Annotated in this window: 13 protein-coding genes; 6 read left to right on the forward strand and 7 right to left on the reverse strand. The window is 68.9% G+C overall.

The features are described 5' to 3' along the window. Positions 1–28 precede the first annotated feature (28 nt). Both nhaA and ABZX61_RS62620 read right to left on the reverse strand, forming a co-directional pair. Positions 29–1,324 (reverse strand): Na+/H+ antiporter NhaA, encoded by a 1,296-nt coding sequence (gene nhaA / locus ABZX61_RS62615; protein WP_355212004.1) that lies wholly within the window; start codon positions 1,322–1,324, stop codon positions 29–31. Positions 1,325–1,417: 93 nt separating this feature from the next. Next, entirely contained in the window at positions 1,418–2,452 is a 1,035-nt protein-coding gene (locus ABZX61_RS62620) for a LacI family DNA-binding transcriptional regulator (RefSeq protein WP_355212007.1), read from the reverse strand. Between the two features lie 31 nt (positions 2,453–2,483). On the opposite strand from ABZX61_RS62620, the gene ABZX61_RS62625 reads away from it, so the two are divergent. Then, positions 2,484–3,713, forward strand: a complete 1,230-nt coding sequence (locus ABZX61_RS62625) for an MFS transporter (protein WP_355212009.1) — start codon at positions 2,484–2,486, stop codon at positions 3,711–3,713. Here ABZX61_RS62625 and ABZX61_RS62630 read toward each other — a convergent pair. From ABZX61_RS62630 to ABZX61_RS62650, 5 genes are all read right to left on the reverse strand, one after another. Then, on the reverse strand, positions 3,649–4,161 hold the full coding sequence (locus tag ABZX61_RS62630; RefSeq protein WP_355212012.1) for a hypothetical protein: 513 nt from the start codon (positions 4,159–4,161) through the stop codon (positions 3,649–3,651). The two genes, ABZX61_RS62625 and ABZX61_RS62630, sit on opposite strands and share 65 nt — an antisense overlap. Before the next feature lie 47 nt (positions 4,162–4,208). Then, positions 4,209–5,144, reverse strand: coding sequence for a methyltransferase (locus ABZX61_RS62635; protein ID WP_355212015.1), 936 nt, complete (start codon positions 5,142–5,144; stop codon positions 4,209–4,211). A gap of 87 nt (positions 5,145–5,231) precedes the next feature. Beyond that, entirely contained in the window at positions 5,232–6,011 is a 780-nt protein-coding gene (locus ABZX61_RS62640) for an ABC transporter permease (protein ID WP_355212018.1), read from the reverse strand. Next, a complete protein-coding gene (locus tag ABZX61_RS62645; RefSeq protein ID WP_355212020.1) occupies positions 6,008–6,745 on the reverse strand; it encodes an ABC transporter permease subunit in 738 nt (245 codons plus the stop codon). Before ABZX61_RS62645 ends, ABZX61_RS62640 begins: the two co-directional genes overlap by 4 nt. A 35-nt stretch (positions 6,746–6,780) precedes the next feature. Beyond that, positions 6,781–7,779 (reverse strand): ABC transporter substrate-binding protein, encoded by a 999-nt coding sequence (locus tag ABZX61_RS62650; RefSeq protein ID WP_355212023.1) that lies wholly within the window; start codon positions 7,777–7,779, stop codon positions 6,781–6,783. Between the two features lie 395 nt (positions 7,780–8,174). Here ABZX61_RS62650 and ABZX61_RS62655 point away from each other — a divergent pair, with 395 nt between their 5' ends. The 5 genes from ABZX61_RS62655 to ABZX61_RS62675 all read left to right on the forward strand — a co-directional run bounded on the left by ABZX61_RS62655 (position 8,175) and on the right by ABZX61_RS62675 (position 13,498). Further along, positions 8,175–10,925 carry a nitrate- and nitrite sensing domain-containing protein gene (locus tag ABZX61_RS62655; RefSeq protein WP_355212026.1) on the forward strand — a complete coding sequence of 917 codons (2,751 nt, stop codon included), beginning with the start codon at positions 8,175–8,177 and terminating at the stop codon, positions 10,923–10,925. Further along, complete coding sequence (locus ABZX61_RS62660) at positions 10,922–11,347, forward strand: roadblock/LC7 domain-containing protein (protein ID WP_355212029.1); 426 nt, start codon at positions 10,922–10,924, stop codon at positions 11,345–11,347. Before ABZX61_RS62655 ends, ABZX61_RS62660 begins: the two co-directional genes overlap by 4 nt. 130 nt (positions 11,348–11,477) lie before the next feature. Then, entirely contained in the window at positions 11,478–12,443 is a 966-nt protein-coding gene (locus tag ABZX61_RS62665) for a helix-turn-helix domain-containing protein (protein WP_355212032.1), read from the forward strand. Positions 12,444–12,693: 250 nt separating this feature from the next. After that, positions 12,694–13,239, forward strand: a complete 546-nt coding sequence (locus ABZX61_RS62670) for a sigma-70 family RNA polymerase sigma factor (RefSeq protein WP_350724287.1) — start codon at positions 12,694–12,696, stop codon at positions 13,237–13,239. Next, a complete protein-coding gene (locus ABZX61_RS62675; protein ID WP_350724289.1) occupies positions 13,232–13,498 on the forward strand; it encodes a hypothetical protein in 267 nt (88 codons plus the stop codon). The genes ABZX61_RS62670 and ABZX61_RS62675 overlap by 8 nt, the downstream gene beginning before the upstream one ends. Positions 13,499–13,528: the final 30 nt, after the last annotated feature.

The following is a 13,528-nucleotide window of genomic DNA, read 5'->3' on the forward strand; positions in this document are numbered from 1 at the left end:
GGGCAGCCAGGGCGTCGCGGGCGAAGAGCTAGGGCCGCTGGTAGAGATCGGGGATCCCGTCATGGTCGGAGTCGGCGGTCTCGGACCGGTGGATGCGCCGGTAGACGCGGGCACGCAGCCGAAGGATCACCGTGGCCAGCAGGGCCGCGGTCAGGGAACCGGCCAGGACCGCGATCTTGAACCGCGCGTCGGCCTCGCCCGTTCCGAACGCCAACTCCCCGATCAGCAGCGACACGGTGAACCCGATGCCGCCCAGGACGGCCAGCCCGGCCATGTCGATCCAGGCCAGCCCTTCGTCCAGAGTGGCGCGGGTGAAGCGGGCCACCAGCCAGGTGGCGGCCAGGATGCCGACCGGCTTGCCGACCAGCAGCCCGGCCACGATCCCCATCGCCACGGGGTCGCTCAACGCTCCTGCCGGCCCGCCGAGGCCACCGAGGCCGACCCCGGCGGAGAAGAACGCGAACACGGGCACGGCCACACCGGCGGACAGCGGGCGGAACCGGTGCTCGAAATGTTCGGCCAGGCCCGGTCCCTCCGTGCCGCCCGGCGGTGTCCGGGACAGTACGGGGACGGTCAGAGCCAGCAGCACCCCGGCCACGGTGGCGTGCACCCCTGAGGCGTGCACCAGTGCCCAGCAGGCGAACGCCGGCGGCAGCAGCAGCCACCACGCACGTACCCCACGCCGTACCAGCACAGCGAAGATCGCCAGCGGCACCACAGCGGCCAGCAGCGGGAGCACCGACAGGTGTGAGGTGTAGAAGGTGGCGATGATGACGATGGCGATCAGGTCGTCCACCACCGCCAAGGTCAGCAGGAACGTGCGCAGCGCGTCCGGCAGGGAACGGCCGATCACCGCGAGCACCGCCAGCGCGAAGGCGATGTCGGTGGCCGTCGGGATCGCCCACCCCCTGGCCGCCGTTCCGCCGGCGACCGCCAGATACACCAGTGCGGGCACCACCACGCCGCCGGCTGCCGCGGCCACCGGCACCACGGCCCGGCGCAGGTCACGCAGATCGCCGGCGACGAACTCCCGTTTCAGCTCCAGACCGGCCACGAAGAAGAAGATGGCCAGCAGCCCGTCCGCGGCCCAGGTGGCCAGGTCGAGGTTCAGGTGCAGAGCGGCAGGGCCGGCCTCGATGGCGCGCAGGTCCTGGTAGGTCTGCGCCCACGGCGAGTTGGCCCAGATCAGCGCGGTGAGCGCGGCGGCGAGCAGCAGTGCCCCGCCGATGGTTTCCTTGCGCAGGATGTCGGCGATGCGGCGCGCTTCGGGCCAGGTGCTCCGGCTGAACAGGCGGGGAACGCGCGTGGGGCTGGTGCCGGGCATGGAACTCCGCTCCTTCGGCAGGGGTCGGGTCGCTCACTTGCCGACCAGACTTCCCGGCACACCTATAAATAAGGTATCAGGACACGTAAAGAGCTACGTAACGGACTCTCGTCCGGTTCGGATGGTCCACGGGATCTCCTGGTCGTTCGGGTGGCCGGGGTTGAGTGCCAGCTGCGCGCAGCGGCGGCCTTGGTCTCGCAGCGGGTTGGTGACGGACGTGATGCCGAGCCGGCGGCCGGCCGGTGAGGCATCCCAGCCGAGGTAGGCAGCCTCCGGGTGAGTCTCCTGGAGGGCCTGGTGGGCTCCCAGGACGAGTTCGTCGCTCATGGCGATGATGAGCGCGGTGGGGGTGAGCTGGGGGGCGAGTTCTCGTGCCGCGGCGAGGCCGTCCTGTTGGGTGTTGCGGGCCACGACGGCGATCGGCGTGCTCGTCCAGTCGAGCCCGGCCTGTTCGATGGCGGTGCGGTAGCCACGCAGGCGGGCGTCGGTGACGGGGAACGGTGCGCGTGGCGGCAGCTCGGCGCCGGTCGTCACCATGTGCTCGCGGTCGCGATCGAGCGGGAATGAGATCACGACGGGCGTCCGGCCTTCGCGGAGTCCCTGGGAGGCGACCGCGAGCGCGGCCCGGTAGTCGTCCTGGGTGACGCACGCGATCCCCTGGCGTGGTGGGCCGCCCTGGATGACAGCGGGACGGGGGTCGTCGGCGACTGCCGCCAGCACCGGGTCGTCCTCTGCGGTGGTCCACAGCACGAAGCCGTCGACCGCCGCGGACAGCACGCGGTCGGCGTCGGCGGCATCGCCCCGTGTGGGGATGAACGTGAGGCCCCGGCCTTCCTCGACGCAGACCTCCGCGACCCCGGCCAGGAACTGCGCTGCTTGGGGATCGTCGAAGGCGTACGCCAGATGCTCGCTGAAGACCACCCCGATCTGATGCGTTCGACCGGATTTCAGCGCGCGGCCCACGGCGTCGGGGTGATATCCCAGCTCGTCGGCGGCGCGGTGCACGCGTTCGCGGGTGTCGGTCGCGACCCGGGCAGGCCGGGTGAAGGCGTAGGAGGCGGTCATGGGTGACACCCCGGCACGAGCCGCCACATCTTTCAGTGTCACGCGTCTGCGGTCGGTTGGCACGGTGCCATTCTAGTTGTGTAGCGTTACACATATGTCCACAGTGATCGCCCGCCCCGGCGGCATGTTTCGCGCGGCGCCGTTTCTCGGCTTCGCCGGTTTCGGCGCCTTCTGGGGTGTGTGGGGTGCCGGCCTGCCCCTGCTGCGAGCCCAGGCCGGTGTGAGCGATGCGGAGTTCGGCGTCGTACTGCTCTTCATCGCCGCCGGAGCTCTGCCCGCCATGCTGCTGGCCGGGCGGCTCGTCGACGCGCTCGGTCTGCGTGTCACCGGAGTACTGCTCGCGCTGCTGGGTGTCATGGGTGTCGTGCTCTCCGCCGCCGCGGTGAACTATGCCGCGTTGTGCGCCGGCATCCTGTTGATGGGAGCCTGCTCGGGAGCGGCCGATGTGGCGCTCAACACGCTGGCGGCGACGGTCGAGAAGCGAACCGGACGTCCCGTCGTGACCCGTTCGCACGCGGCGTTCTCCGCCACGGTCGCGCTCTCGAGCCTGGCCACCGGTGCACTCACCGCGATCGCGGACAGCCTGCTGGTGAACTTCGCCGCGGGCGCGGTGGTGGTCGTGGCGCTCGGTCTGGCCGTCGTCACCGCGACGCGACCGGCCCATGCTGATGACGACGCCGCCGCACCTGAGGGCGCCGCCACGCGTCCTGGTCGCATGTCGGGGTGGATCGCGCTGGTCATGGTCGGGGCGATCGGCGCGTTCGCGTTCGCGGCGGAGAACGCCTACCAGTCCTGGAGCGCCGTCCTGCTGACCGACGCGTTCACCGCCTCGCCGGCGCTGGCCGCCGTCGCGCCGGCGGCGTTCGCCACAACGGCGGCACTGACCCGTTTCGCCACCGGTACGGTCACGCTGCGCCGCCCGATCGCCACGCTGGTCGTGGCAAGCGCGATCGCCACGGCCGGTGGCGTGCTGACGGCGTTCGCGGCCACGCTGCCGCTCGCCCTGGGAGGCGTCATCGCCGCCGCCGTCGGCACCTCGGCGCTCTTTCCCACCCTGCTGTCCTACGGGCTTCGGCCCGTTCCCGACGGGTCACGAGGACGGGCCACGTCCGCCATCTCCACGGTTGCCTATCTCGGCTACCTCGCGGGCCCGGCGTACTTCGGGCTGCTCGCCGATGCCACCGGGGTGCAGAGGACGTTCCTCGGTATCGCCGCGCTGACCGCCGTGGTGCTGGCGGCGATCCCGGCGCTGCCGGCGCTCAAGCGAGCAGGAGGATGGCCGGCGCGGGGCCGAAGGCGCCGCCGAGCTGGTAGCACAGGGTGAGCAGGCTCACGGCGGTGGCCCGGTGCTCGTCCGGTACGACGGCGCCGCCGCGGGTCGCGTACCAGGCCATCGCCGCTGTGGCGGCGAACACCGCGAACGCCGTGGACGCCGCGACGAGCACCGGCCACGGGGCGATCGACGGCAGGGCGACGGCCGTGGCGCCCGCGGCCAGCAGGACGGATCGGGTGACGGCGGGACCGAGCCGAGCGGCCCGCCGGGTGAACAGCAGCGCGGCGATGGAGCCGGTGGCCAGCATGATGAGCGCCAGATCGCCGAGCGCGGCCTGCTGCGGCTCGACGACGCCGACCTCGCCGCCGCCCACCTCACCCTGCTGACCATCACCGACGTGAACCAGTAGACGTTCTACGGCGCCGTCCCCCTTCCCCAGGAAGAGGTCGACCGGCTCGTCACCGCGGGCGTGCGGGCCTTCCTCCGTAGCTACGCTCACTCCTCCGCATAGCACCAACCCTGAGGCGCCACTCGATGCGGACCGGGTCAGATGGGCTTGGCCTCGAGGAGGCTTGCTCCCGCGCCCAACTCCACAACCTCTCCCAGTTCCAGATCGGCCGAGGCGAAGAGCTGCGCGTACTCCTGTCGGCTCCGTTCCGAGCCGCCGTTGAAGATGGCCAGCATCCGCAGGTCCAGGTCCTTGCCCAGATGCGGCTCAGCGTCGTCGGGCAGCACCACTTCCAGGATCAGCACGCGCCCGCCGGGTTTCATGGCGTGCCGGACATTTCGCAGAATGCGCACAGCGTCGTCGTCGCCCCAATTGTGCAGGACGCTGGCAAGCAGGTAGACGTCCCCTCCCGAGGGCACCGAGTCGAAGAAGTTCCCGGCCACCACCTCGCACCGATCAGCCAGGCTCTCGGCGGCCAGCACGTCCCCGGCATGGGCCACCACGTGGTCGAGATCGAGGAGGATGCCCCGCATGCCGGGATTGGCGCGCAAGACCGTGGCCAGGATCGAGCCGCTGCCTCCGGCGACGTCGACCATGGTGCCGACGCCGGTGAAGTCATAACGCGTGACCAGGACCCGCGTGAAGGCGTCGGCCCTGGCGGTCATGTAGTCGTCGAAGATGTGGCTGATGTCGGGATGGCGGGCCAGGTGCTCGTAGAGCTCTCCATACCTGGTGACGAACGCGGAGCTGCCCTCGCGTACCGTGTCCGGCAGTTTGCCCATGGCGTACCAGAAGCTCTCCTCGCCCAGCATGCGCATGGAGGAGCGGATCGAGCCGGGGATGTCCGAGCGGAGCGCCGAGCCCTCCTCGGTGAGGGCGTATCGGTCGGCGCCGGACGGACGGACGACTCCGATGCCCGCCAGCTCGCGCAGGACCCGGCGGAGCGAGGGAGCGTGCGCCCCGCACCGTGCGGCGAGCTCTTCGGTGTCGAGCGGCCCATGCGCGAGCTGATCGGCCACGCCGAGCTCCGTCATGGTCAAGAGTGCAGCGAATCGGGAGATACCGGAGACCGCTTCCCAGAGGAGCTTGTCGGATGACGGCATGTGTCCTTTTCCCAGAAGTCATGGCGTACGGTTCGCCTGCCTGTGCCAGACCAGCAGCCGGCGCTCCGCGAGCACGAACAGCGCGTTGACGATATAACCGAGAATGCCCAGCAGAGCGATCGTCGCCCAGACGCCGGGTGTGTCGAAGCTCCGCTGCGCCACCAGCAGTTGGTAGCCGATGCCGTTCGTGCTGCCGAACACCTCGGAGATCACCATGAGGATCAGCGCGAGGGACAGGCTCAGTCGCAGGCCCGCGAAGATCTTGGGCGAGGCGGCGGGGATGACGATCCGGTGTAGCCGCTGCGGTCTCGACAGTCCGAAGACCGTGGCGGTCTCGGTGTAGGTGCGGTCGACGTTCCTGGCTCCGTCGATCGAATTGAGCAGTACGGGCCAGATCACGCCGGAGACGATCGCGGCGAGCTGCATGGCCAGGCCGGCCTGGAACAGCGCCAGGAACAGCGGCAGCAGCAGGGGCGGCGGAACGGCACGGCCGAACTCGATCAGCGCGTCCACGTAGTCGGCCGCGACCCGCGAGCGCCCCAGTGCCACGCCGGCCACCACTCCGATGAACGCGGCCAGCAACCAGCCGGAGAACATGCGTCCCATGCTGGGCAGGATGTTGTCCACAGCGTCGTCGGTGAGGAACAGGCGCGCGGCCGGGCCGGAGAACCACAGCTCGTGCATCCGGGCGACGATGCTCGTGGGCGGTGGGAAGTCGGTGTCTCCGAGCCGTCGCGTGACGAGCTCCCAGGCGGCGATGACAGGGAGGATCACCAGGACCCCGGCAAGTGATCTCACGTCTGCGCCGCACCCGTCCGCGCCAGGTGCCAGCCGAACAGACGGCGCTCGGCTGCCCGCAGCGAGGCGTTGGCCAGCAGGCCGAACATGCCGGCCCACAACGTGGCCGCCATGACGAGGTCGGTCCTGTTGCCGCTGCCCGCCTGGATGACGAAGACGCCCAGGCCCGCGGTTCCACCGGCGAACAGCTCGGCGCTGACGGCGATGATCAGCGCGACCCCGGAGGCGATCCGGACACCGGTCGCGACGAAAGGCGCGGCGCTGGGCAGGCTCACTCTGCCGAGCACGGCCACCGGCCCGAATCCGAAGCTACGCAGCGAATCCTTCGCCAGCGGGTCGACGTCGTGCATGCCGTACAACGTGTTGAACAGGATCGGCCAGACGGACGCGTACACGATGACGCCGACCTTCATCAGGCCGTCCACCGGGATCAGCAGGATCGCCAGCGGGATGACCGCGACCGAGGGAATGGGCCGCAGAAACTCCAGTACGGGCCGGGCGGCGCGCTCCACCGGGGCCAGCGCGCCGAGCAGGACGCCTGCCGGGACCGCCACCGCCACCGCCACCAGCAGGCCGAGTGCCCAGTTCGTGAGCGTCGTGAGCGCTCCCAGCAGGAACTCTCCGTCGACCGCCAGCCGCGCGGCCTCCATCAGGATGTCGGAGGGCGCGGGGAAGATCACGCCGTCGCCCAGCCCGAACCGGATCACCAGCTCTCCCGCGACGAGGAACGCCACAACGCCGGCGACGCTGCGGAATGACCGCGAATGACTCATCCGTCCGACGGCGTCGCGATGACCGACTTCACGTCGATCGGACTCTCGAGGTACTTGTACTCAAGCATGAGGTCGGCGACTTTTTGCAGCCTGTTGGCGCTCAGCGCGCTCGGGAAGGTGCCCAGGGTGATGACCGAAGCGGTCTTCGCATCGATCTTCGTGTACTTGGGCAGGATCGCCTCGATCTCCTTACGGTCGTTCGACGCGAGTTCTTGCGCCTTGGCGATGGCTCGCTGAAAGGCGGCCAGCGTCTTCGGGTTCTTTTTGACCCAGTCGTCGGAGGCCATCCAGCCTGCGATCGGCAGGTCCTCGGTCTGCCCCGTCATGGTGTCGGCGATCTTGCGGAAGCCCAGCTTGCTCTGGTTGGCGGTGATGAACGGCTCGGTGATCCAGGCGGCGTCGGCCTGTCCGGCCTGGAGCGCGTTGCCCATGTCGGGGAAGGGCTTCTCGGCGAATTTGACGTCGTTCTCGGTGAGACCGGCCACCTTCAGCTGGGTCGTGACGGCCAGCGTGGCGATGTTCCGGAAGTTGTTGACCAGGACGGTCTTGTCCTTGAGATCCGCGACGGTCTTGATCGGCGAATCCTTCGGGACCATGATGTTGTAGGCGTTCGGGCCGGCCTGGTACATGTCCGCGACGAGCTTGAACTTCTCGCCCTTGCTCACCGCCAGGAAGGTCGAGACGTAGTTGGTCTGAGTGATGTCCAGCTGACCGCTCTTGATCTGCGGAAGGGCCGCGGCGCCGCCGACGATGGCGACCGGCTCGACCGTCAGGCCCTCTTGTTGGAAAAAGCCCTTGTTGATGGCGATGTAGAGGGAGACGGGGTCGGGAATCGGCATGGCGCCGACCCTGATGGTGGCCTTCTCCAGGCCGTTGCCGCCCGAGCCGGCCGACTGGCCGTTTCCGCCGCAGCCGGTGAATAACAGAGTGGCGGTAACGCCGAGCACGAGAGTGCGACGGCGCACTTTGCAGGTCATTTGAAGTTCTCCTAACACAGGAAGCCTCCGGTGATCGGCACCGGGGCACCGAGCGTGAAGATTACCGAAGGCGAGATCGATGCTGAAGCGCGACGGATGACGTTTCTCTTGGATTTCTCTGCAAATGAATTGCGTCACCAGCGCTAACAGCGGGTGCGGCGCCGAATGATCCGATGCTCCTGGGATCGAACTGCCGAGTTACTGTGTGTGATGTTTGCAGAGACGTGCAAATGTTGATTTATCTAGTACCTTGATTGGCGTTGGCCAGCTAATGGGGTTTGTGGTCGAATTGCGCCGGAGCTTGCCCGTGCTCGGTCAGTGGCGCCGGAGCTTGCCCGCGTTCAGTCAGCGACGTGGCTGAAGTCTCCCGAGGCAGGCCGTCCGGGGGACGCTTGCCATCGGTAAGGACAAAGATGACCCAAGTTGGTCGTGCCGGCGTTCCCGTTCTGCAGGAACGGTTCGTGGCCGACGAGAAGTCACCGGAGCAGGCGTCGGTGGAGCAGGTTCCCGCTCATGGGAACCCGATGGCGTTGCGGAACTGGCGGGTGCGAACCCGCCTCATCACGCTTATCGCCATTCCGACCCTGGTGGCCGTGGTCCTGGGCGCGCTGCGGGTCGGCATATCGATCAGCAGCGCGGAGCAGAATCAGCGCATCAGCAATGTGGGCTCCTTGGTGACGCAGCTCGGCGAGCTGTCCCGCGAAATGGCACTCGAGCGAGACCTTTCCGCGTACTATGTCGCCTCCGACAGGGAATCGGCGCAGCTGGAGCAGCTCACGGCCCAGCGGCGGATCGTCGATTCCAGCGTGCAGCGCACGAACGCGACGGCCGCGGAGGTCGAGGACTCGCTGTCCGATCTCGGTCGCAGGAAGCTGGCCCTCGTCCGCATCAGGCTGACCCAGCTCGCCTCGCTGCGTGCCACCGTGTCCGGGCAGAACGCGCAGCTGCCGCCGCTCCCGACGATGGAGAAGTACTCCGAGGTCATCGCGGAGATGCTGCAACTGTACGACGAGGTGGGGCAGGGCTCGACGGACGAGCAACTGATCTCCACCAGCGCCGCGCTGCGAGCCGTCGCCCGATCGGAGGAGGAGGCCGCCAAGCTGCGAGGCCTGTTGACGATCGCGCTGGTCAAAGGGTCGTTCGAAGAGCCCGAGCGCAAGGCTTTCCTCGACGCCCGCTCCAACCGCGAGAGCGAACGCGCCTCGTTTCGCGCCGTGGCCACGCTGGCGCAGCGGCAGTTCCACGACAACACGGTCGCCAGCGTGGAGGTCGGCCGGGGCGAGTTCTACATCAACAGGGCCGTGTTCCTCGCCAATGCCGGCCTGCCCCTGCGGCGGCTCGACACCTCGACCTCCAACGACGTCACCCTGTGGTTCAACGCCATCAGCGACACCGTCGACCGGCTGCACACCGTTCAGCGGGCGTTGCTGGAGCAGGTCGGCACCCGAAGCGCCGATATTCAGTCCAGCGACCGGTCCGCGGCCACGCTCAACATCATCATCCTCGCCGTGCTGCTGCTCCTGGTCCTCGCCATCACCGCGGTCATGGCCCGCTCGCTCGTCCGGCCGCTCAGGCGGTTGCGCAGGGACGCGCTCATGATCGCCAGCCAGCGGCTCCCCGAGCTCGTGCGGCAGCTGCGCAACAGCGAGGTCGACACGAAGGCGATACACGTGCCGCCGATCGCCATCTCCTCCAAGGACGAGATCGGCGAGGTGGCGCGGGCGTTCGACGAGGTCCACCGTGAGGCGGTCCGGCTGGCGGGCGAGGAGGCCCGCCTGCGCGCCAATGTCAACGCGATGTTCGTGAACCTGTCGCGCCGCAGCCAGACGCTGGTGGAGCGGCAGATCACCCTCATTGACGGTCTGGAGCAGGGCGAGCAGGACGAGCAGCGGCTCGGCAACCTGTTCAGGCTGGACCACCTGGCCACCCGTATGCGGCGTAACAGCGAGAACCTGCTGGTTCTCGCCGGCCAGGAGACGCCCCGCCGATGGAGCAAGCCCGTCAAGCTGGTCGACGTCGCGCGCGCCTCGCTGTCGGAGGTCGAGAACTACGAGCGGGTCATCCTCCAGGTGCCCGACGGCGTCGCGGTGGCCGGCCAGGCCGTCAACGACATCATCCACCTGCTCGCCGAGCTTGTGGAGAACGCGTTGTCGTTCTCGCCGCAGGAGACCCAGGTGACGGTGTCGGGCAGCAGGATCGACGGGGGCGGCATGATGCTGTCGATCACCGACTCCGGCATCGGCATGACCCCGGACGAGCTCACCATCGCCAACGACCGCCTCATCGACGCTCCCACCGTGGACGTGTCGGTGTCGCGGCGCATGGGCCTGTTCGTGGTCGCGCGTCTGGCCCACCGCCACGGAGTCCGGGTGCAGTTGCGCCCGCACGAATCCGGAGGGCTCACCGCGATGATCCTCATGCCCGAGGCGATGCTCGCCGCGCAGGCGCCCGGCTATCCCGGCGGCTCCGCCGAGGCTGTCCCTACCCCACCGCAGTGGGGCTCGTTCCAGATGGGTCCGGCCCATCCTTCGTACCCGTCCAACCCGTCCGGCGCCTGGCTCACGCCGTCGGAGAGGCCGGGGGGATCCGGCGGCTGGCCGTCCGCCGACACCGGCTCGTACGCCGTCGCTGACCCGTGGGCGCCGCCGAGGAGATCGTACGACCCGCCGAGCCAGGAAACGCTCTTCCCCAGGCGCCCCAACCTGGGCCTGCGCGGCGGCATGGACGACGCGCCGCAGCGGCCGTCCGGTTATGACTTCCCCGACACGGCGTCGGCATCCACCGGTCCCATTCCGGCCGCCAAAGCGGCCTCGGACGAGTATCTGCCGATCTATGCCTCGATCGAGTCGGCGTGGTTCGAGCAGGGAGTCAGCTGGGGGGCGGCCGACGCCGGATGGAACGCCGCCAAAGCCGCCGCCGTGGAGCCGGTGCGCGACGGTGAGACCGCGACCGGGCTGCCCAAGCGGGTGCCCAAGGCCAACCTGGTGCCCGGCTCGGCCACCACGGCCTCCACGCCCCAAGATGTCCCGCCGATGCCGTCCGTCTCGGCGGACCGGGTACGCAGCCGCCTGTCCAGCTTCCAGCAGGGCTACCGGTCCGCTCGCGACGACATCAGCATGGGCAGGGCCGCCCCTGACCCGAAGCACAGAGGACAGGGCGCATGAACGACGTGAGCTACATGGCGTACGAGGTCGACTGGCTGATCAGCGAATTCGTCGGCATCGTTCCAGGAGTCGTCCACGTCGTTCTCTTCTCCGCCGACGGCCTGCCGTTGGCGACGTCCTCGGGCTTCCCCGTCGACCGGGCCGGCCGGCTGGCCGCGATCACCTCTGGGCTGGTCGGCCTGTCGGTGGCCGCGGCCTGCGCCCTCGACGGGGGTGGGGTCGTTCAGAGCATGGTGGAGATGGCGAACGGCATGATGCTGACCACCATGTCGATCGGCGAAAGCGCTTGCCTGGCCGTGCTCTCCGAGTCCGACTGCGACGCGGCGCTTGTCGCGTACCACATGACGCTCATGGCGGACCGGGCGGGTCAGGTGCTTACTCCCGCCGTACGCGAACATCTGCGCGCCAGCCAGATCAGGTGATGCGGACGTGTGACCAGGACGCGGGCGATCACCGCTTTCCGGTATCCCTGCCGACCGCTGAAGCAAGTTTGTATGCGCCATCGTGAGACGCTGCTTCCTATTTGCCGAAGCTCGAGAGGAAGGGTTACCAATGCGCACGCGCCTGGTCATTGAGCGACTTGATCGGGTACCCGTGACCGTGACGATGGTCCCCGGATTGTCCATGCTCGCGCTGATCTGCGATGCGCTCGCGGGCCGGGACAGGGGTGCCCCCGAACGGTGGCGGCAACTGGTGCGCTCTGCCGCGGTGGCACCCGACGGAATGGTGGTGGATTCGCTCTCGGCACCCGGCTACACCATATTTCCCGATGTCGCGTTCCCCGGAGACTTCAGCCGGGATCTGGACGTTCCCACGCAGCTCGAAATGCTTCGCGATCTGTCGCCCGACGCGTTACAAACAGAGCTGGACTCCATCACCGACGGGAGACCGCCGCCCCACTGGCAGCCCGCGATGAAGCACCCTCGCCGTTGGCTGCACGGATTTGCCGACCTGCTGGGGCAGGCATGGTCCGCCATGTATCCGGAATGGCAGCAGACCCGCGCGCTGTTCGATCGCGAAGTCGAGCGGATCGCCGTGGCCAGCGCCCGAGGAGCACTCGATGTCGTGCTCAATGACGTGCACGCCGACTGCACTTTCAGTGAGGGCGCGCTGAGCGTCCCCGACTATGGTCCCGACGAGTTCTCCATCGAGTCCAGGGGCTTGGTGCTGATCCCCATGCTCGCCGGGCCGGACGCGCTCATCGTCCGCTTCGACGGCCCGGAGGTCGCCTGGATCGGCTATCCCCCGCCGTACCTGACGGTGCCCCGGCCGAAGGACACCGAGGAGCAGCTCCAGTTCCTCTTCGGCGACGCACGGGCGACCATCCTGGCCAGCGTCGACCAGCCGATGTCGATGGGTGTTCTGGCCAGGCGCATCAAATGCCACCCCAGCGTGATCACCTACCACTGCAAGCGCCTCGAATCGGCGGGGCTGGTCACCCGGCGGCGCGACGGCAGGGAGATCTACGTCCACCTGACCAGGCGCGGCACGGCCCTTCTCGATCTCTTCACCTCCTGATCCCGGATCGACGGCGTCGACACCGCGGCCTCGGTCTCGGCCCACCGCCTGCGTGGCCGCCCCGGCACGAAACCCGCACCATCGATGTCGCGCGTGGCGGGTGAATCCTCTGGCGGGTCCGGTGCCTCTCATATGCGTTCCGTCATCGACGAAGGAGAGGTTGTCGTGATCGTTGCTGTGGGAGTCGCGGTCGCCGTCGTACTCATCTGCACCTGTAGCGTGGTCGTGCTGCGGCGGAGGAGGCGTACGCGTGGCTGAGACGACGACCTGGCCGGACGAGGCGGTGATCGCGGCGGCCCGCGACGGCGACGCCGAGTCGATCGCCGCGCTGGTGTCGGGCGCGCACCCGCACGTGCGGCGCTTCGCGCGTCACCTGTGCGCCACGCCGGAGGACGCCGAGGACGCGGCGCAGGAGGCGTTGATCGTCCTCTATCGCAAGATCGGTACGCTGCGCGCCACCGGCGCCCTGGTGTCGTGGATGTTCCGGATCATCCGCAACGAATGTGTACGCAGGGCCAGACTGGCACTCCGGCCACCGCCTCCCCTCCACGGCGCCGCCATGCGGTCCGCGGAGGAGGAGGTGTTCGAGCGGCTGGAGGCGGCGCGGGTGGCGGCGGCCATCGCGGCGCTGCCGGCCGACCAGCGGCAGGTGCTGATCATGCGGGACGTCCAGGGCCTCAGCGGCCGGATGACCGCCGACGCGCTGGGCCTGAGCGTGGCGGCGATGAAGTCGCGCCTGCACCGCGCCCGCGCGGCCGTGCAGGACCGGCTGGGCGAAGGGGTGTGCGATGACTGACGGACACGAGTTCGCCAGCGCGTCACTGCCTCGGCATCTGGCACGTGGCGTGGTGGGGTTCGGGGCGTTGATCGGCTCGGTCGCGCTGATCCCGGTGATCGGGCCGGTCAGCCTGGTGCTGGCGCCGGTGGCGCTCCTGGCCTTCCGCGGGTGCCCGACGTGCTGGCTGATCGGCCTGGCGCAGACCGTCTCGATGGGACGGTTGCGGCGGTCGTGTACGGACGGCGTGTGCGAGCTGCACGTCGCCAAGCGGACGTAGCCGGCCTCTCCGGGAGATCGGGGGAATCGC

Source organism: Nonomuraea sp. NPDC003709 (assembly GCF_040610775.1).
GTDB classification, from domain to species: Bacteria; Actinomycetota; Actinomycetes; order Streptosporangiales; family Streptosporangiaceae; genus Nonomuraea; species Nonomuraea angiospora_A.